The 26,294-nt window shown below is 64.2% G+C and carries 25 protein-coding genes; 19 read left to right on the forward strand and 6 right to left on the reverse strand.

The window, feature by feature from the left end; all coding sequences use genetic code 11:
- Positions 1–127: 127 nt before the first annotated feature.
- Complete coding sequence (locus tag P6U31_RS17815; RefSeq protein WP_407189653.1) at positions 128–1,759, forward strand: CTP synthase; 1,632 nt, start codon at positions 128–130, stop codon at positions 1,757–1,759.
- Between the two features lie 104 nt (positions 1,760–1,863).
- On the opposite strand, the gene P6U31_RS17820 is transcribed toward P6U31_RS17815, so the two are convergent.
- The 3 genes from P6U31_RS17820 to P6U31_RS17830 form a co-directional block, all read right to left on the reverse strand.
- On the reverse strand, positions 1,864–2,526 hold the full coding sequence (locus P6U31_RS17820; RefSeq protein WP_407189654.1) for a class I SAM-dependent methyltransferase: 663 nt from the start codon (positions 2,524–2,526) through the stop codon (positions 1,864–1,866).
- A gap of 107 nt (positions 2,527–2,633) precedes the next feature.
- Positions 2,634–4,010 carry a sensor histidine kinase gene (locus P6U31_RS17825; RefSeq protein WP_407189655.1) on the reverse strand — a complete coding sequence of 459 codons (1,377 nt, stop codon included), beginning with the start codon at positions 4,008–4,010 and terminating at the stop codon, positions 2,634–2,636.
- A gap of 10 nt (positions 4,011–4,020) precedes the next feature.
- On the reverse strand, positions 4,021–4,698 hold the full coding sequence (locus tag P6U31_RS17830) for a response regulator (protein ID WP_407189657.1): 678 nt from the start codon (positions 4,696–4,698) through the stop codon (positions 4,021–4,023).
- A 187-nt stretch (positions 4,699–4,885) separates the two neighbouring features.
- Between P6U31_RS17830 and P6U31_RS17835 the strand changes: the two genes are divergently transcribed.
- The 3 genes from P6U31_RS17835 (at position 4,886) to P6U31_RS17845 (ending at position 7,395) form a co-directional block, all read left to right on the forward strand.
- Complete coding sequence (locus P6U31_RS17835; protein ID WP_100179780.1) at positions 4,886–5,212, forward strand: NIPSNAP family protein; 327 nt, start codon at positions 4,886–4,888, stop codon at positions 5,210–5,212.
- A 126-nt stretch (positions 5,213–5,338) separates the two neighbouring features.
- Complete coding sequence (gene kdsA, locus P6U31_RS17840; protein WP_407189659.1) at positions 5,339–6,187, forward strand: 3-deoxy-8-phosphooctulonate synthase; 849 nt, start codon at positions 5,339–5,341, stop codon at positions 6,185–6,187.
- Complete coding sequence (locus P6U31_RS17845) at positions 6,187–7,395, forward strand: MFS transporter (RefSeq protein WP_407189660.1); 1,209 nt, start codon at positions 6,187–6,189, stop codon at positions 7,393–7,395. The genes kdsA and P6U31_RS17845 overlap by 1 nt, the downstream gene beginning before the upstream one ends.
- Positions 7,396–7,449: 54 nt before the next feature.
- Here the strand turns inward: P6U31_RS17845 and P6U31_RS17850 are convergent, their stop codons facing one another.
- Positions 7,450–8,337, reverse strand: a complete 888-nt coding sequence (locus P6U31_RS17850) for a helix-turn-helix domain-containing protein (RefSeq protein ID WP_407189661.1) — start codon at positions 8,335–8,337, stop codon at positions 7,450–7,452.
- Positions 8,338–8,650: 313 nt separating this feature from the next.
- Between P6U31_RS17850 and P6U31_RS17855 the strand changes: the two genes are divergently transcribed.
- Both P6U31_RS17855 and P6U31_RS17860 read left to right on the forward strand, forming a co-directional pair.
- A complete protein-coding gene (locus P6U31_RS17855; RefSeq protein ID WP_407189662.1) occupies positions 8,651–10,291 on the forward strand; it encodes a flavin-containing monooxygenase in 1,641 nt (546 codons plus the stop codon).
- 55 nt (positions 10,292–10,346) lie between these two features.
- Positions 10,347–11,540 carry a serine hydrolase domain-containing protein gene (locus P6U31_RS17860; protein WP_407189663.1) on the forward strand — a complete coding sequence of 398 codons (1,194 nt, stop codon included), beginning with the start codon at positions 10,347–10,349 and terminating at the stop codon, positions 11,538–11,540.
- A 257-nt stretch (positions 11,541–11,797) separates the two neighbouring features.
- On the opposite strand, the gene queF is transcribed toward P6U31_RS17860, so the two are convergent.
- Together queF and P6U31_RS17870 are read right to left on the reverse strand one after the other, a co-directional pair.
- Positions 11,798–12,250 (reverse strand): preQ(1) synthase, encoded by a 453-nt coding sequence (queF, locus tag P6U31_RS17865; protein ID WP_061881832.1) that lies wholly within the window; start codon positions 12,248–12,250, stop codon positions 11,798–11,800.
- A 51-nt stretch (positions 12,251–12,301) separates the two neighbouring features.
- Positions 12,302–13,279 carry a lyase gene (locus P6U31_RS17870; RefSeq protein WP_407189664.1) on the reverse strand — a complete coding sequence of 326 codons (978 nt, stop codon included), beginning with the start codon at positions 13,277–13,279 and terminating at the stop codon, positions 12,302–12,304.
- A gap of 175 nt (positions 13,280–13,454) precedes the next feature.
- Between P6U31_RS17870 and eno the strand changes: the two genes are divergently transcribed.
- The 13 genes from eno to P6U31_RS17935 all read left to right on the forward strand — a co-directional run bounded on the left by eno (position 13,455) and on the right by P6U31_RS17935 (position 26,285).
- Complete coding sequence (gene eno, locus P6U31_RS17875; protein ID WP_407189665.1) at positions 13,455–14,738, forward strand: phosphopyruvate hydratase; 1,284 nt, start codon at positions 13,455–13,457, stop codon at positions 14,736–14,738.
- 45 nt (positions 14,739–14,783) lie between these two features.
- Complete coding sequence (locus P6U31_RS17880; protein ID WP_407189666.1) at positions 14,784–15,917, forward strand: zinc-binding dehydrogenase; 1,134 nt, start codon at positions 14,784–14,786, stop codon at positions 15,915–15,917.
- 116 nt (positions 15,918–16,033) lie between these two features.
- Complete coding sequence (locus P6U31_RS17885) at positions 16,034–17,032, forward strand: MBL fold metallo-hydrolase (RefSeq protein ID WP_407189667.1); 999 nt, start codon at positions 16,034–16,036, stop codon at positions 17,030–17,032.
- 181 nt (positions 17,033–17,213) lie between these two features.
- Positions 17,214–17,765, forward strand: coding sequence for an NADPH-dependent FMN reductase (locus tag P6U31_RS17890; protein ID WP_128925911.1), 552 nt, complete (start codon positions 17,214–17,216; stop codon positions 17,763–17,765).
- A gap of 140 nt (positions 17,766–17,905) precedes the next feature.
- Positions 17,906–18,223: an FtsB family cell division protein gene (locus tag P6U31_RS17895; RefSeq protein WP_407189668.1), complete on the forward strand. Its 318-nt coding sequence runs from the start codon at positions 17,906–17,908 to the stop codon at positions 18,221–18,223.
- A 216-nt stretch (positions 18,224–18,439) separates the two neighbouring features.
- Complete coding sequence (locus P6U31_RS17900) at positions 18,440–19,399, forward strand: GAF domain-containing protein (RefSeq protein WP_407189669.1); 960 nt, start codon at positions 18,440–18,442, stop codon at positions 19,397–19,399.
- Positions 19,400–19,649: 250 nt separating this feature from the next.
- Positions 19,650–21,167, forward strand: a complete 1,518-nt coding sequence (adh, locus tag P6U31_RS17905; RefSeq protein WP_407189671.1) for an aldehyde dehydrogenase — start codon at positions 19,650–19,652, stop codon at positions 21,165–21,167.
- A gap of 254 nt (positions 21,168–21,421) precedes the next feature.
- On the forward strand, positions 21,422–22,444 hold the full coding sequence (gene pdhA, locus P6U31_RS17910; protein ID WP_407189672.1) for a pyruvate dehydrogenase (acetyl-transferring) E1 component subunit alpha: 1,023 nt from the start codon (positions 21,422–21,424) through the stop codon (positions 22,442–22,444).
- Between the two features lie 29 nt (positions 22,445–22,473).
- A complete protein-coding gene (locus tag P6U31_RS17915) occupies positions 22,474–23,853 on the forward strand; it encodes a pyruvate dehydrogenase complex E1 component subunit beta (RefSeq protein WP_407189673.1) in 1,380 nt (459 codons plus the stop codon).
- 3 nt (positions 23,854–23,856) lie between these two features.
- A complete protein-coding gene (locus P6U31_RS17920) occupies positions 23,857–24,159 on the forward strand; it encodes a DUF5076 domain-containing protein (protein WP_407189674.1) in 303 nt (100 codons plus the stop codon).
- Position 24,160: 1 nt separating this feature from the next.
- Positions 24,161–24,613 (forward strand): nucleoside deaminase, encoded by a 453-nt coding sequence (locus tag P6U31_RS17925; RefSeq protein ID WP_407189676.1) that lies wholly within the window; start codon positions 24,161–24,163, stop codon positions 24,611–24,613.
- Positions 24,614–24,676: 63 nt separating this feature from the next.
- Positions 24,677–26,029 (forward strand): pyruvate dehydrogenase complex dihydrolipoamide acetyltransferase, encoded by a 1,353-nt coding sequence (locus tag P6U31_RS17930; protein WP_407189677.1) that lies wholly within the window; start codon positions 24,677–24,679, stop codon positions 26,027–26,029.
- Between the two features lie 22 nt (positions 26,030–26,051).
- A complete protein-coding gene (locus tag P6U31_RS17935; RefSeq protein ID WP_407189678.1) occupies positions 26,052–26,285 on the forward strand; it encodes a hypothetical protein in 234 nt (77 codons plus the stop codon).
- Positions 26,286–26,294: the final 9 nt, after the last annotated feature.

The raw sequence follows: 26,294 nt of genomic DNA on the forward strand, positions 1-26,294 counted from the left end.
TCAACAATCCCCATCAAGGCACTGTCACCACTCTTAGTTTTGGCTCACCCACAGGCCCGCAAAATCTTTGGGGCGGAAGACGAATCGCTTTGGCGAATCGAATTCGAGGGATTAGAGGTTAAGTCCCATGGCGCGGTACATATTCATCACCGGCGGCGTGGTTTCCTCGCTCGGCAAGGGTCTGGCTTCAGCGGCACTCGGTGCGCTGTTGCAAGCCCGGGGCTACAAGGTCCGCCTCCGCAAGCTCGACCCCTATCTCAATCTCGATCCCGGAACGATGTCGCCGTATCAGCACGGCGAAGTGTTCGTGACCGATGACGGCGCGGAGACCGATCTCGATCTCGGTCACTACGAGCGCTTCACGGGTCGGCCTGCGACCAAGGCCGACAACATCACGACCGGGCGCATCTACCAGGACATCATCTCCAAGGAGCGCCGCGGCGATTATCTCGGCGCGACCATCCAGGTCGTCCCGCACGTCACCAACGCCATCAAGGAATTCGTCCTCGACGGCAATGACGACTACGATTTCGTGCTGGTCGAGATCGGCGGCACTGTCGGCGACATCGAAGGCCTGCCGTTCTTCGAAGCGATCCGCCAGCTCAAGAACGAGCTGCCGCGCGATCACGCCGTCTACATCCATCTGACCCTGCTGCCCTACATTCCCAGCGCCGGCGAATTGAAGACCAAGCCGACGCAGCACTCGGTGAAAGAGCTGCGCTCGATCGGCATCCAGCCGGACATCCTGCTCTGCCGCACCGACCGCGAGATCCCGAAGGAGGAGCGGCGCAAGCTCGGGCTGTTCTGCAACGTGCGCGAAAGCGCCGTGATCGAGGCGCGCGACGTCGACAACATCTACGCGGTGCCCGAGGCCTACCACAATGCAGGCCTCGACGACGAAGTGCTCGCCGCCTTCGGCATCGGCTCGCGGATTCCGCCGGCGCTGCAGAGCTGGCAGCAGATCAACGAGCGCATCCGCAACCCCGAAGGCAACGTCACCATCGCCATCGTCGGCAAGTACACCGGCATGAAGGATGCGTATAAGTCGCTGATCGAGGCGCTCTCGCACGGCGGCATCGCCAACAAGGTCAAGGTCAATCTCGACTGGATCGAGAGCGAGATCTTCGAGAAGGAAGATCCGGCGCCGTTCCTCGAGCACGTCAACGGCATCCTGGTGCCCGGCGGATTCGGCCAGCGCGGCGCGGAAGGCAAGATCAAGGCGGCTCAGTTCGCGCGCGAGCGCGACGTGCCGTATTTCGGCATCTGCTTTGGCATGCAGATGGCGGTGATCGAGGCCGCGCGTAACCTCGTCGGCATCGAGGAAGCCAATTCCACCGAGTTCGGTCCCACCAAGGAGCCGCTGGTCGGCCTGATGACGGAATGGCTGCGCGGCAACGAGCTCGAGAAGCGCTCGCAGGCCGGCGATCTCGGCGGCACGATGCGCCTTGGCGCGTATCCCGCTGCGCTCAACCGCGGCAGCCGTGTCTCCGAGGTCTATGGCGGCGCCACCGAGATCTCCGAGCGTCACCGCCATCGCTACGAGGTCAACACCGCCTACAAGGATCGCCTCGAGCAGCACGGGCTGAAATTCTCAGGACTCTCGCCCGACGGCGTGCTGCCCGAGATCGTCGAGTACGAGGATCACCCTTGGTTCATCGGCGTCCAGTTCCACCCCGAGCTGAAGTCGCGTCCCTTCGAGCCGCATCCGCTGTTCGCCTCGTTCATCGCAGCGGCGGCGAAGCAGAGCCGGCTCGTCTAGAGCATGATCCGGAAAAGTGCGCAGCGGTTTCCGAAAAGATCATGCTTAAACAACAACCCAAAGCGCGATGACGTTTCATCCTGGTCGCATCGCGCTTTAATGGCTCAGCGCGCGGCGGAGTAGTCGCGCGCGTGCTGCATCGGCGCCGGCGCGACCCGCGCTGATGGTTGAGGCGCCAGCGATCCCGCGATCAACTTCATCTGGGGCCGCCGCGTCAGCCTGTAGACCGCGGCGGGCGGCACGTTCAGCAGAGCGCGATCCACGAGCTTTGCGCGCAAGCCGAGCCGGTCGAGCACCGGCCGCGGCACCGGGCAGCTCATGCCGTAGGTGAACTGGTAGAAGGCGCCGCCAGGGCGGACATAGCTGAATGCGCCGTTGAGGATCGCCATCACCTTGCGCCTGGACATGTTGAGCAGCGGCAGGCCGCTCACGACCGCGCCGACGGGGGCGCCGTCATAGAGGCGCTCGGTCGCAAGCCGTGCCGCGTCCATCCACAGCACACGCGATCCGGGAAAGCGCATCTGCAGGACCTTCATGAAGTCGGAGCCGTATTCGATCAGCGTGAGATCTTGCGGCCGGACGCCGCGTTTGAGCAGCTTGTAGGTGAACGCGCCGGTGCCGGGACCGAGCTCGAGAATCGGTCCCGTCGTCGCGCTGATCTCGCGCGTGATGAGATCGGCGAGCGCCGCACCCGATGGGGCGATCGCGCCGACCCGACGCGGGGACGACATCCAGGACAGGAAAAAGGAGAGGAAATCGTTGGGCATGCGCACTCCAGCATCTTGATTTGCACCTCAAGCGAGGTGCGACCGATGCAGTGTCGCGGTAGCGCATTGCGCCGGCATTGCGCGATGGGGCGCAAATGTGAATTGAATCAGCTCTGCCGCACGTCCGGCAGCGTCATCCGGAAACAGGCGCCGCCGTGGGGCCCGTCCGTCACCGAGACGTGACCGCCATGCAGCTGCACGATCTCGCGGACCATGTTGAGGCCGAGGCCGGCACCGCGATCGAGCGGCGTCAGCCGATAGAACGGCTCGAAGATCTGCTCGCGCTGATCGGCGGGAATACCGGTGCCTTCATCCGTGACCTCGATGCTCGCTGGTCTGTCGACGCGAATCCCGATCGTGCCGCGGCGCGGGCCGTGCTGGATCGCATTCTGCACGAGGTTGGTCAGCGCGCGCTCGAGCGCAGCCGTATCGCCGATCGTCTCGACCGGTGTCTCCGGCGCATCGAGGGCAAGCGCGTAGCCAGCGGCAATCGCCAGGGGAGCGAGGTCGGCGGCGACGCTTTGCGCAACGGCGGCGAGATTGACGCGCGCGAACGGATGGCCGCAGCGATCGAGCCGCTGGATATCGAGCAATTGCTCGGCAAGCGTCGCCAGCCGCGCTGCATCCTCCAGCAGGCGGGCCTTGTCCGGCCCGGGGCTGAGCGACTCCAGCCGCGTGTTCAGGATGGCGATGGGCGTGCGCAGCTCGTGGGCGGCATCCGCAACGAAGCGCTTGTGGCGGGCATAGCCTTGGTCGAGCCGCGCCAGCGCGTCGTTGATTGCGGTCACCAGCGGCATGACCTCCAGTGGAATACCCTCCACCGGCAGCCGCGCGCCACGCTGATGAATATCGATGCGCCGGGCCTCGTCCGCCGCGCTATCGAGCCCTCTGAACGCGCGCCGCACGATCATTGGCGTGGCAATGAATGTCGCTGTTCCCATCAGCAGCAAGCCGGGGAGGGCAATGCCGAGGAATGCAAGGGATGTCGTGAACAGTGCCTTGGCGCCGGTCAGGCGTCCTTGTGTCGCGGTGATGACCTGGACATTGCCCGCATCGGTGTCGACCCGCTTCATCCGCGCCGCCGGCTTGCGCGGATCGTCCTCGAACATCTGCCAGCCGAGCCGCGCCTGGCTGATCTGGTCGAGGCCGCTGCCGATCGCGGCGAATTCGGCCGGCACGGTGCCTTCGCTCAGGAAACGACCCTGCCGGTCGCGCACGAGGAACCAGAGGTCTGGCGTCTCGCTGCGCAATTGCTGCAGCTCGGCCGTCGGCCGCAAGCTCAAGGCGCCTTGTGCGTCGCGCGTGAGCGCGCGCCGGACGACATCGATGACGCGGTCTTCGTCGCGCTCGGCGAGCACGAAGCCGGAGGCGCAAAGCCCGGCGAGGACGACGGCAACCAGCGCGACCAGGATCGCGGCCTGCAGCCAGAGCAGGCGCCAGCTCAGCCGCGAGCGCAGGCAATAGGGATCGTCGTGTTTGCTCATATCGGCTTCTTCAGGCTGGCAGCTTCTTGAGGAGATAGCCGACGCCGCGGATGCCGTGGATCTCGATGCCTGCGTCGGCGTCCGCGAGCTTTCGCCGCAGCCGCGAGACGTGCGTGTCGAGCGCATTGGACTGAATCTCGTCGTCGAAATTGTAGACCGCCTCTTCCAGTGCCGAACGCAGCACGGTCCGGCCGATGCGGCGGACCAATGTTTCGAGCACCAGCAGCTCGCGGCGGGGCAGCTCGAACGGGGTGCCGTCGATGCTGGCCTCGCGATGACTGAGGTCGAAGGCGAGCCGGCCGGCACGGACGACGTCGGGAGAGAGGCCAGCCGGCCGCCGCAGCACGGCGCGCAGCCGCGCGAGCAGCTCCTCGACCGCAAACGGCTTGGCCAGATAATCGTCGGCACCGCCGTCGAGCCCGGCGATGCGGTCGGCGAGCTCGCCGCGCGCGGTCAGGACGATGATCGGCACGCCATCGGCGCGCGCGCGGAGCTTGGGGATCAAAGCGAGGCCATCGCCGTCGGGAAGCTGGCGGTCGAGCAGGACGGCGGCATGGACGTCGGCCGAAATGGCCTCTTCCGCCTCGGCCAGCGTCGGGGCATGGTCCACCACCATGTCGTAGCGCTTCAGCGCCGAGGCCAGCGCGCAGGCCATTTCCGCTTCATCCTCGACCAGCAAAATCCGCATGTGACAGGCACCTGAACCCCAACCGAGCCTTTCTAGCGGCCCGATCATTGCGGCAGCATTGCGGGAGTCTGGCGCAGCGGTGAGCTCAAGCCATGCGCAGAACGCCACATGGGGCGGCCCGGCGGGGCTCAAGACACCGTCGGGACCAGCCGCTATAACCGCCGGACCTGTTCAGGGAGGACCATGAATGATCTACGAAATGCGCGTCTATCGCTGCGTGCCCGGCCGCCTGCCCGCGCTCTTGAAGCGGTTCGAGACCGCCACGCTGAAGATCTGGGAGAAGCACGGCATCAAGCAGGCCGGCTTCTTCACCACGCTGATCGGCGAATCCAACCAGGAGCTGACCTATTTCCTGGCCTGGGAGTCGCTTGCCGAGCGCGAGACGAAGTGGGGCAAGTTCATGACCGATCCGGACTGGATCAAAGCGCGCGCCGAGAGTGAAGCGGACGGCCAGATCGTCGGCAATATCGTCAGCCAGATCCTGACGCCGACCGCCTTCTCGGCGGTGAAGTAGGAACCTGCCGCTGTAAGGGTGGCGCCGGCAGGCCCGGCGCAACCCTGATATTCGGATGGTCCGGACCGAATAGGGTTGATCCGACCTTCGTGGCGGCTATGGTCGCGGCAAAACGAGGGATTTGCCTTGAGCTCTTCGCATTCCGCGGCGCCGGTCGTCACCATTGGCACGGTCAGATTCGGCAATGATCTGCCGATCTCGATCATTGCGGGACCCTGCCAGCTCGAAAGCCGCCAGCATGCGCTGGAGGTTGCCTCCGCGCTGAAGGAGATCGCGGCGCGGCTGAACATCGGCCTTGTCTACAAGACCTCGTTCGACAAGGCCAACCGCACCAGCGCTTCGGCGGCGCGCGGGTTAGGCCTTGCGCAGTCGCTGCCGATCTTCGCCGAGATCCGGGCCTCGTTGGGCCTGCCCGTCCTGACCGACGTGCACGAGGCCACGCAATGCGCCGAGGTGGAGCAGGCCGTGGACGTCCTGCAGATACCCGCCTTCCTGTGCCGGCAGACTGATCTGCTGCTTGCCGCGGCCGCGACTGGCAAGGTCGTCAACGTCAAGAAGGGGCAGTTCCTGGCGCCGTGGGATATGGCGAACGTGGTCGCGAAGATCACCAGCGCTGACAATCCTAACGTGCTCGTCACCGAGCGGGGGGCATCGTTCGGCTACAACACACTGGTCTCCGACATGCGCGCGCTGCCGATCCTGGCGCGCACCACCGGCGCGCCCATCATCTTCGATGCCACCCATTCGGTGCAGCAGCCGGGCGGGAAGGGGACCTCCTCGGGCGGCGAGCGCGAGTTCGTCCCGGTGCTCGCACGCGCCGCGGTCGCAGTCGGCGTCGCGGGCGTCTTCATCGAGACCCATCCCGATCCCGACCGCGCGCCCTCGGACGGCCCCAACATGGTGCCGTTGCGCGAGTTCGAGGGGCTGATCGCCAGGCTGATGGCGTTCGACGCGCTGGCAAAGAACCCGCGCTGATGCAGCAAGGCGAGGCGCGGCCGCACGATCACGGCTTGCCGACGGCGCTCTACGTTATATCAGGCGCAAGTTTTGCCGCTGCCTTGTCGGCGCGCGCGCTCGATCCGGTGCTGCCGCACGTCGCCGAGGATTTTGGCGTCAGCATCACGACTGCCGCGGGCTTTGCCGCGGTGTTCGCCTTCACCTTCTCGATCATCCAGCCGATCATCGGCGCTGCCGCGGATCTGTTCGGCAAGACGCGGCTGATGATCGGCTGCCTCGCGCTGCTCGGCCTCGCCAACATCCTGGGTGCATTCTCGACCTCGTTCTCGGTCCTGTTTGCAACCCGCATTCTCGCCGGTATCGGATCGGGCGGGGTGTTCCCGGTGGCGCTTAGCCTCACCAGCGACCTGGTCGGGCCCGAGAAGCGGCAGGTCGCGATCAGCCGGACGCTTGCCGGCGCCATGACCGGCAATCTGCTCGGCGCCTCGGCCTCCGGCCTGATCGGCGACTTTCTCGGGTGGCGCGGCGTGCTCGCGGTGCTCGGCGGGCTCGTGATCGTGGCCTCGATCGCGGTCGCCGCCGGCTTTCGCGGCGCCAGGGTCAAGCATCCGCCGAAGACGAGCCTGTCGGCACTGAAGGCCGGCTATCGCACCATCTTCACCAATCCGAACGCCTATGTCTGCTATTCGGCGGTGTTCATCGAAGGCTGCTGCGTGCTCGGCCTGTTTCCCTACATCGCCTCGTTCCTGTTCGAGCTCGGCCAGACCTCGCTCTCGATCGCCGGCCTGGTCATCGCGGGCTTTGCCGTCGGCGGCCTGTTCTACACGCTGACAGTGTCGCGGCTGCTGCCGTGGCTCGGCGTCAAGGGCATGATGATCGCAGGGATGACGCTGGTGGCCTCGCAGCTCGTCGCGGTCGCCTTCGGGCCTCGCTGGGAGGTGCAGGCGCTGAATCTGGTCGTGATGGGCTGGGGCTTCTACATCGCCCATGGCTGTCTCCAGGTCTTCGCCAGCGAACTGTCGATCGGGGCGCGGGCGACGGCGATGTCGCTGCATTCCTTCTTCTTCTTCATGGGGCAGACCGTGGGGCCAATCGCCTATGGCCTTGGTCTCCAGCATGGCGGCAAGGTGCCGACGCTGCTCGTGAGCGCCGCAATCATGGTCGTGCTGGGCCTGGTCTGCGCGGGGCTGCTCAGGCAGCGGGCACCGTCCGATGCGCTGGTCTGACGGACGGCGACACGATGCATGTCCGGCTGGATCGCAGGACTCGGTGAAGGAGGACTAGCTCACGCAGCTCTTGCGATACTCGGCCGGCGTGACGTTCATGTGTCTCCGGAAAATCCGATTGAGATGGCTTTGATCGGAAAATCCGCTCAAGAGCGCAATTTCCTTCAGGGCGAGCCGATCCTTGCGCAGATGTTGGCGGGCGCGCTCCACCTTGCGGCTCAGGACGTAGGCATGCGGCCGCATGCCATAGTGCACCTGGAACTTGCGCGCGAACTGCACCGGCGAGCAGTTGCAGATATTGGCCAGCTCCTCGAGCGTAATGTTCCTGGAGATGTTTTGTTCGACATAGTCCTCGATCAGCCTGGCATGCGCCGGCCTGAAGCGCCCCTGCGGACAGGGCAGCTTGAATTCCACGGAGGCATATCTTCGCAAGATGTGCACACTCGCCTGAAGTGCCAGCGCATCGTAGCAGAGCCGGCCGCCCGGACCGCCTTCGGACACTTCCTGCACCATCCGGTCGCCGATCCAGGTCAGCACCGGATCTTCGATCCTGAGCAGATCGTGGAGCTCGACGCTTCCTGAGTCGCGGTCGAATGCCTCGCTCGCGGTCTTCGTCATCAGGCTCGGCGAGATGTAGAAATGGCTGACCTCGAGGTCATTGCTCCAGCGCCAGCTCGAAGGCTCCGCACGTGTCAGCAGGGTTGTGACGCCACGTCCGACGTGATCCTGCTTCCAGCTGCCGGTCACACGGCGGTTCATCGACGTTGCGCCTTCGCGATAGACGACGATCAGGAAATTCTCGGAAGGCGGCACCCAGATGTCGGACGGCGCATAGCGGAAGACGCGCAACCGAAAGTCAGTCTTGCCCACCGCGGAGCTGTCCAGCATCAATTGGCCGGGAGCGTAGCGTGGCAGCTCCTCGACCGTGATGAATTGGCCCATCGCGCGAGACTCCTTCCCTGTGTTCTACGGCGCGGTTGACCGCTTCTGCTTCTCATTGGCCGAACGGCGGAGACGAGCATAAGCCGGTTTTGCCATTTGCCAAGCGAGCCGTCTTGCCGAACCACCGTACCGGCAAGGGAGCGTGCTGCTTCGTTCAAAGAATTGTCCGTTTCGTTCAAGCTCCAGCCGCCCGAACACTCATAGCTTTCCCCATCCCGCACGGGCGGGATCAACAATGACGCGCTGCACCACCATCCGATCGCATGACGGGTGGGAAAGGTCGTGCGCACTCAAAAATCACCGAGGAGGAAAAATGGCGGAAGCCCTGACCAAATCCAATGGAAGCAACGGTTCGCAGGCAACAGCGAGGTTCGATGCCGTGGTTATCGGAGCCGGCGTCGCCGGGCTCTATCAACTCTATCGTCTGCGCGAGCAGGGGTTGAGCGTCAGGGGGATCGACGCCGCGTCAGGCGTCGGCGGCACCTGGTATTGGAATCGATATCCCGGCGCGCGCTTCGACTCCGAGGCCTACATCTATCAGTATCTTTTCTCCGAGGAACTCTACAAGGGTTGGAGCTGGAGCGAGAAGTTTCCGGGCCAGCCCGAAATCGAACGCTGGATGAACTACGTCGCCGACCGTCTAGATCTGCGCAAGGACATCCAGTTCAGCACGACGGTCAAGAGCGCGCATTTCAACGAGGCCACGCAGCGCTGGCTGGTCACGACCGATCGAGGCGACGTGATCGACACCCAGTTTCTGGTCACCTGCTGCGGCATGCTGTCGGCTCCCTACGTCTCATTTCCGGGGCAGGAGACCTTCAAGGGGCAGTTGTTCCATACGGCGCGCTGGCCGAAGCAGCCTGTCGACCTCGCGGGCAAACGCGTCGGGATCATCGGCAACGGTGCGACCGGCATCCAGGTCATCCAGACGATCGGGGGCGATGTCGGCCATCTCAAGGTGTTCATCCGCACGCCTCAATACATCATCCCGATGAAGAATCCGAAATTTGGAGCTGCGGATGTCGAGGACTACAAGTCGAGGTTCAAGTCGCTGACGGAACGCCTGCCGCGCACTTTCACCGGCTTTGAATACGATTTCGAGCACGCCTGGGCAGACCTCACGCCGGAGCGCCGCCGCGCGGTGATCGAGGCTTGCTGGAATGACGGTTCCCTGAAGCTATGGATATCCTCGTTCGCCGAGCTGTTCTTCGACCCGGATGTCAATGCCGAGATCTCCGAATTCGTGCGCGGCAAGATGCGCGAGCGGCTCGGAGACCCGAAACTGTGCGATGCGTTGATTCCCGCCGACTATGGGTTCGGAACGCACCGTGTACCGCTGGAGCAGAACTTCCTCGAGGTCTTCCATCGTCCCAACGTCGAGATCGTCAGCGTCAAGAGCAATCCGATCGATCGCGTGACGCCCACGGGTATTCAGACCGCTGATGGTACGGTTCATGAGTTGGACATCATTATCCTTGCAACCGGATTCGACGCCGGCACCGGTGCCTTGACGCGCATCGATATCAGGGGCCGCGGCGGTCGATCGCTGAACGAGGAGTGGGGCAGGGACATCCGCACCACTATGGGCCTGCAGGTTCACGGCTATCCCAACCTTTTCACGACCGCCGTTCCGCTCGCTCCGTCGGCCGCGCTGTGCAACATGACCACCTGCCTGCAGCAGCAGGTCGAATGGATCGATGACTGCATCAAGTACATGCGCAGCAACGATCTGAAGGTGGTCGAGCCGACAAAGGACGCCCAGGACAGTTGGGTGGCCCATCACGACGAGATCGCGAACGCGACGCTGATCGCGAAAACCAATTCCTGGTACCTCGGCTCGAACGTCGAAGGCAAGCCGCGCCGTGTCTTGTCGTACTGCGGCGGCGTCGGCGCCTATCGGCAAAAGTGCGACGAGGTCGCGATGAATGGTTACGAGGGCTTCGCGATGCAATGAGCGCTCGCGACGCGAGCATCGATCAAACCAATCAATCCAGCACGGAAGGACGATCATGATCATGAATTTTGGCGCAACGGCAGATGCCGTTCTCGACGGCGTCGTCACATCCACGCCGCGCGTGCCCGGCGTTGTCGCAATGGTGACAGACCGCCGGCGTAACATCTATGAAGGCGCTGCCGGCAAACGCCGTCTCGATCAGCCGGCGGCCATGACCACCGACAGTGTCTTTGCCATTTTCTCCACGACCAAGGCGATTACCGGCACGGCCGTTCTGCAACTCGTCGAGGAGGGCAGGCTCGATCTCGATGCGCCCGCGAAGCGCTACGAGAAGGAGATCGGAAAGCTGCAGGTGATCGAGGGCTTCGATGCGGCGGGCGAGCCGATCCTGCGTGCACCGAAGCGCGATATTACCACGCGCATGCTGATGACCCACACGGCGGGCCTGAGCTACGATTTCATCAATCACACCTATAATCGACTGGCCCAGGAGAAGGGGCAGCCCAGCGTGATCACCGCGACCAAGGCCTGCCTGATGACCCCGCTGCTGTTCGATCCTGGCGAGCGCTGGGACTATGGGACAAATCTCGACTGGTGCGGCCAGATCGTTGAGGCCATCACGGGCAAGCGACTCGGTGAAGTCTTCAAGACGCGCATCTTCGAACCGCTCGGGATCAAGGACATGAGCTTCGAGCTGACCGACGCGATGCGCCAGAAACTGGCCGGCATCCACGCGCGAAACGCCGACGGGTCGCTGACGCCGATGGATTTCGAGCTTCCGGCAAAGCCCGAAGTCCATATGGGCGGCCACGGCCTGTACGGCACGGTCGGCGACTACATGCGTTTTATCCGCATGTGGTTGAATGACGGGGCCGGTGAGCACGGCCGCGTGCTGAAACCTGAAACTGTCCGGATGGCGGAAAAGAACCATCTGGGCGACAGGAAGGTGACGCCGATCACGGGTGTCATCCCGTCGTTGTGCAATGACGCGGAGTTCTTTCCGGGCCAATCCAAATCCTGGGCGTTGAGCTTCATGGTCAACGACGAGGAAGCCCCGACGGGACGTCCCGCCGGCGCGCTGGGCTGGGCCGGTCTTGCCAACCTGTTCTACTGGATCGATCGGCAGAATGGCGTCGGCGGGTTCTGGGCCACCCAGATTCTGCCCTTCGGCGATCCGACATCCTTCATCGGCTATATGAATTTCGAGACGGCGTTCTACCAAAGCCTGAGGCAGCGCCTGGCGAGCTAAGACCATGATGCGAGAGCGGCCTCGTCGCTGTCGCGCGAGGCCGGTTTCTCTCGATGGTCCAGCTTGACCGAGCTATGTCTTAGGCCCGGTCCCTCAGCATGACACCGCGACGGTCGTATACATTGCACACGAATTGCTTTTATTCAGGGCAACTCGAGGTGTGACGCGGTGGACGCCCAGTCGAACCGTTTGCTCGGCCCAGCCGAAGCGCGGCGGCTCGTCGCTGCCAACGCCAAGGTCGATTTGCTGAGCGCGTATTAGCCCCGCCCGCGGTAGGGCGCGACACCTTGCTCAGGCACCCACAGGCCTTTCGGCACGCGGCCGGTCTGCCAGAACACGTCGATCGGGATGCCGCCGCGCGGATACCAGTAGCCGCCGATGCGCAAGAATTTCGGCTTGATCTCCGAGGCGATGCGTTTGCCGATCATCACGGTGCAATCCTCGTGGAAGGCGCCGTGATTGCGGAAGCTGGCGATGTAGAGCTTGAGCGACTTCGATTCCAGCAACCATGCACCGGGGGCGTAGTCGATCATCAGGTGGGCGAAATCCGGCTGGCCGGTGACCGGGCAAAGCGAGGTGAATTCCGGCACGGTGAAGCGCACCAGATAGTCGGTGCCCTTTTGCGGATTGGGCACGCGGTCGAGCTGGGCCTCTTCCGGAGTGTGCGGCCACTCGACCGCACGGCCGAGCTGGAGGGATTTTTTCGCCATCGTCCTTGCATCCTGTTTCGGACGCCGGGATGGACGCAAACGGGCTCCTCGTCAACCGGCCGCAATCGTCTGGATCATGACAATGCGGTCGTTGCCGGACTCGCATCCCCAAACCTCGCCTGGACGGCCGTCGAGCTGGCGGACATTGGCGTTGGTCTTGTCGCTGGCGAAGACGTTGAACGTCTCAGTGGCGGGATCGAACCGCACGATGGCGTTGGCGGAGAAATCGCTCAGCCAGACCTTGTCCTTGTCGTCGACGTATACGGCATAAGCGCGGGGACGCTCGCCCGGCAGCTTCCAGGTCTTCCACGAGCCGTCGGCGGGATCAGGCACCGAGACATGGCCACTGTTCCACTCGCTGACCCAGATCCGGCCCCTCGAATCCGACCAGACGCGGCGTGAACCCTGGTTCGGGGTTGGCGGCTCGACCACGGTCGCATTGCCGCCTGCGCGGTCGATCTTCGCGATATGGCTGCCGGCGAGGGAGGCGTACCAGACATCGCCCTTGGGCGTGACCGTGATGCCGTAGGGGCCGACCCCCTTCGGCGCCCTGAACACATTCATCTCCCCGGTCTTCGGAGACAGCCGGCCGTAATAGCCGGATTGCCCGGTGAACCAATAGGTGCCGTTCTTGTCGAACACGCCGGTATTGAGATTGGCGGACGCGAACTTTTCCGGCAGGCGGAACAGCGTGACCTTGAGATCGGCGGGGTCGACCCGCGCGATCGCGTTCTGGCCGCCCTCGGTGATCCAGGGCGCGCCATCGGGGCCAATGGTCACGCCATGCGGAGCGGCGCCCTGACCGAGACTGACCGTCTTGAAACTGCCATCCCGGGGATCGAGTCTGCCGAGCAGGCCCTTGCCCTGCGCCGTGAACCAGATCGAACCGTCGGGGGCGGGCGTGAGATCGTGCAGGCCCATACCGGCGCTGATCGGGAAGTATTTTGTCCGGAACGGGCCCTCCTGGGCCAAACCTGGGCGGACCGCGAACAGGGCAGTACTGGAGGCAAGAAACTGGCGGCGATTCATGGCGTTACCCCGACTGCTTGGGATTGAGGATGCACGCGCAGACCCGGTGTATCGAGCTTAGTCCTGGCGACTTCAGGCGTCAGTCGAAGTGCCACCCTCAAGCGTTCACATTTGCTTGCGGCCCGTGTAAGACCCGCGGCGAACCGATCAGCTCCAACGAACGGAAGTGCACATCATGACCGCCATCATTGACATCATCGGCCGCGAAATCCTCGATAGCCGGGGCAATCCCACCGTCGAGGTCGATGTCGTGCTGGAAGATGGCGCGCTCGGCCGCGCCGCCGTGCCGTCCGGCGCCTCGACCGGCGCGCATGAGGCCGTTGAGCTACGCGACGGCGACAAGGCCCGCTATCTCGGCAAGGGTGTCACTAAAGCGGTCGGCGCCGTCAACGGCGAGATCTTCGAGGCCCTCAGCGGCCTCGATGTCGAGCAGCAGGCGCAGATCGACCAGATCATGATCGACCTTGACGGTACGCCGAACAAGAGTCGGCTGGGCGCCAACGCCATCCTCGGCGTGTCGCTGGCCTGCGCCAAGGCGGCCGCGAACTCGCTCGACATGCCGCTCTATCGTTACGTGGGCGGCACCTCGGCCCGCCTCCTGCCGGTGCCGATGATGAACATCATCAATGGCGGGGTGCATGCCGACAATCCGATCGACTTCCAGGAATTCATGATCCTGCCCGTCGGCGCATCCTCCTTCGCCGAGGGCCTGCGCTACGGCGCCGAAGTCTTTCACACGCTGAAGTCGGAGCTGAAGAAGGCCGGCCACAACACCAATGTCGGCGACGAGGGCGGCTTCGCCCCGAACCTGCCGTCGGCGGATGCCGCGCTCGACTTCGTCATGAATGCGATCGGCAAGGCCGGCTTCAAGGCGGGCAACGACATCATGCTCGGCCTCGACTGCGCCTCGACCGAGTTCTTCAAGGACGGTAAGTACGTCTACGAGGGCGAGGGCAAGACCCGCTCGATCTCCGAGCAGGCCAAGTACCTTGCCGACCTCGTCTCGCGCTATCCGATCGTGACCATCGAGGACGGCATGTCGGAAGACGACATGGACGGCTGGAAGGAGCTCACCGACCTGATCGGCAAGAAGTGCCAGCTGGTCGGCGACGACCTGTTCGTCACCAACGTCAAGCGCCTCGCCGACGGTATCAAGACCGGCCGCGCCAACTCGATCCTGATCAAGGTCAACCAGATCGGCACGCTGACCGAGACGCTCGCCGCCGTCGAGATGGCGCACAAGGCTGGCTATACCTCGGTGATGTCGCACCGCTCCGGCGAGACCGAGGATTCCACCATCGCCGACCTCGCGGTCGCCACCAATTGCGGTCAGATCAAGACCGGCTCCCTTGCACGTTCCGACCGCACCGCCAAATACAATCAGCTCCTGCGCATCGAGCAGCAACTCGGCAAGCAGGCACTCTACGGCGGCAAGGCGGCATTGAAGGCGCTGGCATAAAGCCAGCGCTCGGGCTCGCGACAAGGCGCACAGGGGAGAATCGACATGAGCGACGGCACGTCCGGACTGCAACTGCGTTCACTGCTCAAGAAGAGCGGCGAGCTGGAATTGTCCCTTGTGAACGTCCCGACGCCGGAGCCGGCCGAAGATGAGGTCGTGGTCCGCGTCGAGGCGACGCCGATCAACCCGTCCGACCTCGGCCTCCTGATCGGCCCCGCCGACATGTCCGCCGCCAAGGCCTCCGGCACCAAGGAGATGCCGGTCATCACCGCGACAATGCCTGAGGCTGCGATGCGGATGATGGCGGCCAGGTTCGATCAGTCGCTGCCGGTCGGCAACGAGGGCGCCGGCACGGTGATCCGGACCGGATCGTCGGACGCGGCGAAGGCCCTGATGGGCAAGACGGTGTCGATGATCGGCGGCGCGATGTACACGCAGTACCGCGTGCTGAAGGTCCGCGACGTCATGGAGCTGCCGGCGGGCACCACGGCCGCCGACGGCGCGTCCTGGTTCGTCAATCCGCTGACCGCGCTCGGCATGACCGAGACGATGCGGCGGGAGAACCACAAGGCGCTCGTGCATACGGCCGCCGCGTCCAATCTCGGCCAGATGCTCAACAAGATCTGCATCAAGGACGGCATCGGCCTCGTCAACATCGTCAGGAGCAAGGAGCAGGCCGATATTCTGCACAAGATCGGCGCCAAGTACGTCGTGGATTCCAGCGCGCCTGATTTCACCGACGATCTCACCAATGCGCTGGTCGAGACCGGCGCCACGATCGCGTTCGATGCCATCGGCGGCGGCAAGCTGGCCAGCCAGATTCTGACCGCCATGGAAGTTGCGGCCAACAAGACCGCGAAGGAATACAGCCGGTACGGCTCCAACGTGTACAAGCAGGTCTATATCTACGGCAGCCTGGACAACCGTCCGACCGAGTTGAGCCGGTCGTTCGGCCTCAGCTGGGGCGTCGGCGGCTGGCTGCTGACCCCGTTCCTGCAGAAGATCGGTCCCGCCGAGATCGGCCGCCTGCGTCAGCGCGTCGCGTCCGAGCTCAAGACCACCTTCGCTAGCCACTACACCAAGGTGCTATCGCTGGCAGAGGTGCTCGATCCCGCCAACATCGCGGTGTACGCCAAACGCGCCACCGGCGAAAAATTCCTCATCAACCCAAATAAATAATCGTGATCTGCGGCGGCAGGCCACCGAGGGAAGGTCTTGCCTTCTGAGCGAAGCGGGGGATTATTCCGCAGCCATTGAATGCGGAAAACCGCAAGGGCTCAGAAGGGGACCTTTCCATGACCGATCTCAATCGCCGTCATCTGCTCGCAGGTGTTGCCGCCGTCGGCGCGGCCGCCGCTACCGGACTTCGTCCGACCATTGCCGATGCCGCAGTGCCGCAAGCCGGGACGCAGGCGCCGGGCTTCTATCGCTACAAGGTCGGCAGCTTCGAGTGCACCTCGATCAACGACGGTGCGCGCACCTTCCCGATGCCCGACAAGTTCGTCGCCAACAAGCCGAAGGAGGAAGCGCTGGCCGCCGGCGAGGCGGCCTACATGCCGAAGGGCATGGTCACGGTGCCGTTCAATCCGCAGCTCATCAACACCGGCTCCAAGCTCGTTCTGATCGATACTGGCAACGGCGTCGCCAATCTCGAGCCGAGCAAAGGCGCAGTCGGCCGCACGCTGCAGAACCTCCAGGCCGCCGGCGTCGATCCGAAAGCCATCGACATCGTTCTGCTCTCGCATCTGCATCCCGATCACACCAACGGTATTCGCCTCGCCGACGGCGCGCTGGCATTCCCCAATGCCGAAATCATGGTGCCGGGCAAGGATTGGGAGTTCTGGACCAGCGAGGACAACGCCGGCAAGGCCGAGTCCAATCCGATGATGAAGAACTACTTCGCCAACGTGAAGAAGACCTTCGCTGGCCTGGAGTCCAAGGTCACCAAATACGAGTGGGGGAAGGAGGTCGCGCCGGGCATCACCTCGATCGCGACCCCGGGCCACACGCCGGGCCACACCTCGTTCGCGGTCGCCTCCGGCGATGCCAAGGTGCTGATCCAGTCCGACGTCACCAACATTCCGGAATTCTTCCTGCGTAATCCGGACTGGCATGTGATGTTCGACAACGATGCCGCGATGGCGCAGGAGACGCGCCACAAATTCTACGACATGGCGGCGGCGGAGAAGGCGACCGTGATCGGCTTCCACTTCACGTTCCCGTCGATCGGCCATGTCGAGAAGGACGGCGCCAAATATCGCCTGATCCCATCGGCGTGGAATCCGACGATCTGATCTGAGCTGGACATTTGCGTGAAGGTCGGGCCGCCGCTTGGCGGCCCGATTGTTTTGGGGCGACCATCTGCTTTCGCGAAACGCTGCGTTTCCAAATCAATCCGGTTCATGCACTTGCATCAAATGGTCCGGATCGCTTAAGTGCCGCCGGGCACTTCCCCTCAAGGTTTCAAGGACAATCATGGCCTACAACATCGTCGTTATCGCCGGCAGCCTGCGCAAGGAGAGCTTCTCGCTCAAGATCGCCAACGCGCTCGCCAAGCTCGCGCCTGATACGCTCAAGCTCGAGGTCATCACGCCGGCGGGCATCTCGTTCTTCAATCAGGATCTCGAGGGGGCGCCGCCCGCGGACTGGCTGGCCTTCCGCGACAAGCTGCAGAAGTCGAACGGCGTGCTATTCGTCACTCCCGAATATAATCGCTCGATCCCGGGTGTTCTCAAGAACGCGATCGATGTCGCTTCGCGCCCTTACGGCAAGAGCTCGTTCCTCGGCAAGCCGGTCGGCATCATCTCGAACTCGCCGGGTCCGCTCGGCGGCGTTAGCGCGGCCAAGCATCTGCAGAACATCCTGCCGGGCATTTCCGGTCCGTTGCTCCAGCAGCCGGAGATCTACCTCAACGGCGTCGGCGATGCCTTCGATGCCGAGGGCAACCTGACCAAGGATTCCCTGAAGACGGTGCTGCAGCAATACATCGACGCCTTCGCCGCGCACGTGGCGAAGAACCAGGGCTAAGAGGGCGCTGTCATTCCGGGGCGATGCGCAGCATCGAACCCGGAATCTCGAGATTCCGGGTTCGGCTCTCCGAGCCGCCCCGGAACGACCACTTTGATTAAATTAGCACTCCCTTAACCAATCTGTCCCATCTTCCCAGGATGGTCTCTCGCGCGCGCCTGAAATCGATCCTGACCGGACTTGCCCTCTACGCGATGGCGGCCGCCATCGTCGGCTATTTCGGCGTGAACGCCTATACCGGCAAATACGGCCTCAATGCCCGCCAGGAACTCGACCAGGAGATCATCGCGCTGACCAGCGAGCTGGCCCAGCTCAAGCGTGAGCGGGCCAGGAGCGAGCAGCGGGTGTCGCTGCTGCGGTCCGAGCGGATCGACCCCGACATGTTGGATGAGCGGGCACGCTTCCAGCTCGACTACGTCAATCCGCGCGATCTCGTCCGGATGATCCCGGCGAACTAGCGCTTTCCGCAGTTTTCGAAACCGTCACCGAAAGCCGCCGCCGAAATCCGATCGGCGCACTGTTGCCTCCTGCGAAGGTCGTAATCCCGCAGCCGGCCGGCCGCCTTGACGACGGCCCCCCGGCGGGCCCATGGCTTCGGTGGCAGTCGCCGAAGTTGACGCAGATCAAACGGGCGGCACCGGCACGTTCTAGTCTGCTATCCGGAGGAAACCGTGATGAATGGGCCAATGCCCCGGCATCACGCGGCCCGTGTCGAGGCCGCGATCGCGTCAGGCCAGGCGGCACGATCTGCGCTTGTGGCCTCGTGGTGTCGTTCGTCCAGACTGCATCATCTCGATCCTGTCGGCCGCACCTCGCCGATGCGGCTGACCGAAGCCGAGCTCCACCATGCGCGCGAACGGATCGCGCCGCTGCTGGTCGCCGCGCAAGGCGCGATGGACCGGCTCTATCAGGCCGTCGGCGCGAGCGGCTGCTGCGTGCTGCTCGCCGACGGCGAGGGCGTGCCGGTCGATCGCCGCGGCACGGCGGCGGATGACGCAACGTTTCAGTCCTGGGGGCTGTGGACCGGTGCGCTCTGGAGCGAAGAGCACGAAGGCACCAACGGCATCGGCACCTGCCTCGTTGAGCAGCGTCCGCTGACGATCGATCGCGACCAGCATTTTTTCGCCCGCAACACGCTTCTGAGCTGCACCGCCGTTCCGATCTACGACCATGAGGCGGCGCTGGCGGGCGTGCTCGACGTCTCCTCCTGCCGCGCCGATCGGACTGATGCGTTTTCCAGCCTGATCGCGCTTGCGACCGGGGAGGCCGCCAAGCGTATCGAAGCCGATCTGTTCCGCAGGGCCTTCGCCCATGCCCGCATCGTGCTCACGCAAAGCGCAGACGGCCAATGCGGAGGTCTGGTCGCGGTCGATGCGGACGATCTCGTCATCGGCGCAACCCGCTCCGCCCGGCTGGCGCTTGGAATTGCCCCGGGCCGGCCGTTGCAGCCGGTGCCCGCAGCCGATCTGCTCGGCGGCGATACCGCGCGCGACCATCTTGCCAGTGGGCAGCGCGCGGTTGTGCAGCGGGCGCTGCTGCGCGCCGGCGGCAATGTCTCGGCGGCCGCCAAGGCCCTCGGCGTCAGCCGCGCCACGCTGCACAGAAAGCTGAAGCGGTTCGAGCTGAACCACTAGATTTCCGTCATTGCGAGCCAACGGGTCCCGCGAAGCGCGGCCCCGTTGGCTCGCAATGACGATGTGGAAGCTGCTGGCGCCCGATTTGCTTGCTCCTCATAGGAGGCAACGACATTGTCGCAGAACTGCGACAGGTCAGCCCAGCCATCGCTCCCCTCAGGGCTGACAGAAATCGCCTCCCGCATCATCGTCCGCGCAAGTCGCGGATCACGCGACGGCTTGCGCAAACAGCAAACATCGGGAGTGATCAATGAACAAGGTGGAATTCCTCAGCGTCACCAAAGTTCCCTTTGCCGAACGTTATGACAATTTCATCGGCGGCAAATTCGTCGCGCCGATCTCCGGCAAATATTTCGACAATGCCTCGCCGCTGAACGGCCAGATCGTCTGCAAGATCGCACGGTCCGACGCGCAGGACGTCGAGCTGGCGCTCGATGCGGCGCATGCCGCGAAAGCGGCCTGGGGCCGCACCAGCGCCGCCGAGCGCGCCGCGATCCTGAACCGGATCGCCGATCGCATGGAAGACAATCTCGAGCGTCTCGCCATCGCCGAGACCTGGGACAACGGCAAGCCGATCCGCGAGACCCGCGCCGCCGACGTCCCGCTCGCCATCGATCACTTCCGCTATTTCGCCGGCGTCGTGCGCGCCCAGGAAGGCTCGATCGGCGAGATCGACCACGATACCATCGCCTATCATTTCCACGAGCCGCTCGGTGTGGTCGGTCAGATCATTCCCTGGAACTTCCCGTTGCTGATGGCTTGCTGGAAGCTCGCGCCTGCGCTCGCGGCCGGCAATTGCGTCGTGCTCAAGCCCGCCGAGCAGACCCCGGCCTCGATCATGGTCTGGGCCGAGATCATTGCCGATATCCTGCCGCCCGGCGTGCTCAACATCGTCAACGGCTTCGGCCTGGAGGCCGGCAAGCCGCTGGCCTCGAGCCCGCGCATCGCCAAGATCGCCTTCACCGGCGAGACCACGACGGGCCGGCTGATCATGCAATATGCCAGCCAAAACCTTATCCCGGTGACGCTGGAGCTGGGCGGCAAGTCGCCGAACATCTTCTTCAAGGACGTCACCGACGAGGACGACGATTTCCTGGACAAGGCGATCGAAGGCTTCGTCATGTTCGCGCTGAACCAGGGTGAGGTCTGCACCTGTCCGAGCCGGGCACTGGTCCACGCCGACATCTATGACCGCTTCATGGAGCGGTCGCTGAAGCGTGTCGCGGCGATCAAGCAGGGTGACCCGCGCGATGCCACCACCATGATCGGAGCCCAGGCCTCCAGCGAGCAATTGGCGAAGATCCTGTCCTACATCGAGATCGGCAAGCAGGAGGGCGCCAAGGTGCTCGCGGGCGGCGGACGCGCCGATCTCGGCGGCGATCTCGCCGGCGGCTTCTACGTGCAGCCGACCGTGTTCGAGGGGCACAACAAGATGCGGATCTTCCAGGAGGAGATCTTCGGCCCGGTGGTCTCGGTCACGACCTTCAAGACCGACGAGGAGGCGCTCGAGATCGCCAACGACACACTGTACGGCCTGGGTGCCGGCGTCTGGAGCCGCGATGCCAACCGCTGCTATCGCTTCGGCCGGGCGATCCAGGCCGGGCGGGTCTGGACCAACTGCTATCATGCCTATCCCGCGCACGCGGCGTTCGGCGGCTACAAGCAGTCGGGCGTCGGTCGCGAGACCCACAAGATGATGCTCGATCATTACCAGCAGACCAAGAACCTGCTGGTCAGCTACAGCCCGAAGAAGCTCGGCTTCTTCTGATCGGCGGAGGGAGAGGGCGGCGCCGTTTAGGCGCCGTCCGCTCCAAAGGCCGCAATCGCATGCTCCATAGTTCTTGATCCGGCCCGGAAGCAGCACACGTAGATTTGTTGCCCGATCGGCGCCAAAGATTTTCCAATATTTCGATCACGTTGCAGTGCGGCATAATGAAAATCGTGGCATGTCGCCGCGGTGCTTTCCAAGGGCGTTTGACTTGGGTTAGAGAGGGCGAAAGTTTTCTCTGACCCGGAATTCCCATGGCCGCACCCAAGAAAGCCGCCGCAAGCACTGCACAGGACAAGACCGACGGCGGCTCGCCTCCGGAATTCACGAGGGAACAGGAGCTCAAGGCGCTCCGCGACATGCTCCTGATCCGGCGGTTCGAGGAAAAGGCCGGCCAGCTCTATGGCATGGGTGCGATCGGCGGCTTCTGCCACCTCTATATCGGCCAGGAAGCCGTGGTTGTCGGCATGCAGATGGCCCTGAAGCCGGGCGATCAGGTTATCACCGGCTATCGTGATCACGGCCATATGCTCGCGACCGGCATGGACGCCAACGGCGTCATGGCCGAGCTCACGGGCCGTCGCGGTGGCTATTCCAAGGGCAAGGGCGGCTCCATGCACATGTTCAGCAAGGAGAAGCACTTCTACGGCGGTCACGGCATCGTCGGCGCCCAGGTCTCGCTCGGCACCGGTCTCGCCTTCGCCAATCACTATCGCGGCAACGACAATGTCAGCGTCACCTATTTCGGCGACGGCGCGGCCAATCAGGGCCAGGTCTATGAGAGCTTCAACATGGCGGAGCTCTGGAAGCTGCCGGTGATCTACGTCATCGAGAACAACCGCTACGCCATGGGTACCGCGGTCTCCCGCGCCTCGGCCCAGCAGGACTTCTCCAAGCGCGGCGTGTCCTTCAATATTCCGGGCAAGCAGGTCGACGGCATGGACGTTCGCGCCGTCAAGGCTGCGGGCGAGGAGGCGGCGGCCTGGTGCCGCGCCGGCAAGGGTCCGTACATCCTGGAGATGCAGACCTACCGCTATCGCGGCCACTCGATGTCCGACCCTGCAAAATATCGCACACGCGAGGAGGTCGAGAAGGTCCGCCATGACCAGGACCCGATCGAGCAGGTGCGTAACCGCCTCTTGGCCGCAAAGGTCAGCGAGCAGGATTTGAAGGCGATCGACGCCGAGGTGCGCGACATCGTCAACGCGTCTGCCGATTTCGCCCAGCATGATCCCGAGCCGGAGGCCGCCGAGCTCTGGACCGACGTGTACCGCTGAACGCGCGCTAGCTTTCTTTTGGAGAAGATATGCCAATTCAAGTGCTGATGCCCGCGTTGTCGCCCACGATGGAGAAGGGCAACCTCGCCAAATGGCTGAAGAAAGAGGGCGAGACGATCAAATCCGGCGACGTCATCGCCGAGATCGAGACCGACAAGGCGACCATGGAGGTCGAGGCGACCGACGAGGGCACCCTCGGCAAGATCCTGATCCCCGAGGGGACCGCCGATGTCGCCGTGAACACGCCGATCGCGACCATTTTGGCGGATGGCGAAAGCGCTGCCGACCTCGCGAAAGCGCCGGCCGCGCAGAAGGCGGCCGAGTCAGCGCCGCCCGCCGCGGCAAAGGCCGAGGCGCCAGCCCCGAAGGCTGCCCCTGCGCCGCAAGCCGCCGCCGAGCCCGACCCGGAAGTGCCTGAAGGCACCGAGATGGTGACGCAGACCATCCGCGAAGCCTTGCGCGACGCCATGGCCGAGGAGATGCGCCGCGACGCCGACGTCTTCGTGATGGGCGAAGAGGTTGCCGAATATCAGGGCGCCTACAAGGTGACCCAGGGCCTGCTGCAGGAGTTCGGCGCCAAGCGCGTCATCGACACCCCGATCACCGAGCACGGCTTTGCCGGCGTCGGCGTCGGCGCCGCGATGACGGGGCTCAAGCCCGTCGTGGAGTTCATGACCTTCAACTTCGCCATGCAGGCGATCGACCAGATCATCAACTCGGCGGCGAAGACGCTCTACATGTCCGGCGGCCAGATGGGCTGCTCGATCGTGTTCCGCGGGCCCAACGGCGCTGCGGCACGTGTCGCCGCCCAGCACAGCCAGGACTATTCGTCCTGGTACTCGCACATTCCCGGCCTCAAGGTCGTCGCGCCGTATTCGGCGGCTGACGCCAAGGGGCTTTTGAAGGCCGCGATCCGCGATCCCAATCCGGTGATCTTCCTCGAGAACGAGGTGCTCTACGGCCACACCGGCGAAGTGCCCAAGCTCGACGACTTCATCATCCCGATCGGCAAGGCCCGCATCGTGCGCTCCGGTAGCCATGTCACGATCATCTCCTGGTCGAACGGTATGACCTACGCGCTGAAGGCGGCCGACGAGCTCGCCAAGGACGGGATCGAGGCCGAGGTGATCGACCTGCGGACGCTGCGGCCGATGGACACCGAGACCATCATCAACTCGGTCAAGAAGACCGGGCGCGCCGTCACCGTGGAAGAGGGCTGGGCCCAGAGCGGTGTCGGTGCCGAGATCGCCGCGCGCATCATGGAGAACGCCTTCGATTATCTCGACGCGCCGGTTGCGCGCGTGTCCGGCAAGGACGTGCCGATGCCCTATGCCGCCAACCTGGAGAAGCTCGCGCTGCCCTCGGCGGCGGAAGTCGTCGAGGCCGCCAAAGCCGTCTGCTACAGGTAGACCATGGCGGGCCCCAAGGAGCAGCCACTGCCCCCCGACGTCATGACCCGCGACGACGCGGTCGAGATCCTGCGCGTCTTCGTTCTGGACGGCGGCCTGTCGATGGCGTTCCAGCGCGCCTTCGAGGAGCCCGACATGTGGGGCCTGTTGCTGGTCGATCTCGCCCGCCACGCCGCGCGCGCCTATGCACGCGAGAGCGATTACACCGAGGAGGACGCCCTGAACCGGATCCTGGAGATGTTCCAGGCCGAGATCGAGCGCCCCACCGACACCGGCACGACGACGCCGAGCGGCAAGGGACACTGACGTGGCAATCGAAGCCCATCATTACGATCTGATGCTCGAAGCGATCCGCGAGGCCGAGGCCTCGATCGCGCAAGGCGGCCTGCCAATCGGTGCGGTGCTGACGCGCGACAACAAGATCATCGCCCGCGGTCACAACAACCGCGTGCAAGAGAACAATCCGATCCTTCATGGCGAGATGAGCTGCCTGCGCGAGGCGGGCGCGATCTCGTTCCACGACACGGTCATGTACACCACGCTGTCGCCATGCTCGATGTGTGCTGGCGCGCTCGCGCTGTTCAAGGTCAAGCTCGTGGTGATCGGAGAGTCCGTCACCTTCGAGGGCTCCAGGGACATCCTCGACAAGTTCGGCATTCCCTGGATCGACCTTGCCGACCAGCGCTCCATCACCATGATGAAGAATTGGCGTTCCATCCCTGCCAATGAGCGCCTGTGGCAGGGCGACATCGGCAACTAAACCTGGTCTGTTCGTCTTCGGCTGTCGAAGACGACGTTTTGAGAAGTTCTTCGTGAGGTCAGCATGCCCATCAACATCCTGATGCCCGCTCTCTCGCCGACGATGGAGAAGGGCAACCTCGCCAAGTGGCTGAAGAAGGAAGGCGACAAGGTCAAATCCGGCGACGTCATCGCCGAGATCGAGACCGACAAGGCGACCATGGAGGTCGAGGCGATCGACGAGGGCACGATCGCCAAGATCCTGGTGCCCGAGGGCACGCAGGATGTCCCGGTCAACGACGTGATCGCCGTGCTTGCCGGCGAGGGCGAGGATGTGAAGGCCGCAAGCAGCGCCAAGCCCAGCGCTTCGGCCGCGCCGCCGAAAGCTGCTGAAGCGCCCACTGCTGCCCCGGCGGCCGCACCAGCGCCTGCTGCACCCAAGGCCCCGCCGCCTGCCGCAGCACCCGCGCCGCAGGCTGCCGCTCCGACCGCGCAGGCCAATGGCCATGGCGGCCGCGTGTTCTCATCGCCGCTGGCGCGACGCCTCGCCAAGGAAGCCGGCATCGATGTCGGCATGGTCACCGGCACCGGCCCGCATGGGCGCGTGGTCGCGCGCGACGTCGAGCAGGCCAAATCCGGCAAGGGCCTCAAAGCCCCCGCCGCGGCCCCGTCGGGCGCGCCCGCGATCGCGCCGACCATGTCGGACAAGCAGATCCTGTCGCTGTTCGAGCCGGGCTCCTACGACATCGTCCCGCATGACGGCATGCGCCGCACCATCGCGCAGCGCCTGACCGCGTCGATCCAGAATATCCCGCACTTCTACCTGACCATCGACTGCGATATCGGCAAGCTGCTCGCCGCCCGCGAGGAGATCAACGCCGCCGCGCCGAAGGACAAGGAGAAGAAGCCGCTCTACAAGATCTCGGTCAACGACTTCGTCATCAAGGCGATGGCGGTGGCGTTGCAGAAGATCCCGAACTGCAATGTGAGCTGGACCGAAAGCGGCATGGTCAAGCACCACCATTCCGACGTCGGCGTCGCGGTGGCGATGCCGGGCGGCCTGATCACGCCGATCATCCGCAAGGCCGAGACCAAGACGCTGTCGACCATCTCCAACGAGATGAAGGATTTTGCCGCGCGCGCGCGATCCCGCAAATTGAAGCCCGAGGAATATCAGGGCGGCACCACGGCCGTCTCCAACCTCGGCATGTACGGCATCAGCCACTTCACCGCCGTGATCAACCCGCCGCATGCGACCATCCTCGCGGTCGGCACCAGCGAGGAACGTCCCGTCGTGCGCGGCGGCAAGATCGAGATCGCGCACATGATGAGCGTGACCCTGTCCTGCGATCATCGCGCCATCGACGGCGCGCTCGGAGCCGAGCTGATCGGCGCCTTCAAGCAGTTGATCGAAAATCCTGTGATGATGATGGTCTGACGCAGCGGGAGAGGGGGCAACCTTGCATGTCCGGACCCGCTGGCCATGGATATCGCTGCTGCTCGGCGCCGTCGTCGCGCTCAACCCGATTGGGCTCGACTTTCTTCACTCTGCCTTCTTTGCCGGAGAGCAACTGGCACGGAACATCGCTCAGCCGATCGTGCTCACCACGCTGGCCGTTATGGTCCTGGTGGCGGTACTCGAATGGCTGATGAGATCTTTTCTGGTCAAGCGCCGCGCTCGCGGCGCCTCTTGAATTGAACGG

Source organism: Bradyrhizobium centrosematis, assembly GCF_045571495.1.
Classification (GTDB): domain Bacteria; phylum Pseudomonadota; class Alphaproteobacteria; order Rhizobiales; family Xanthobacteraceae; genus Bradyrhizobium; species Bradyrhizobium centrosematis.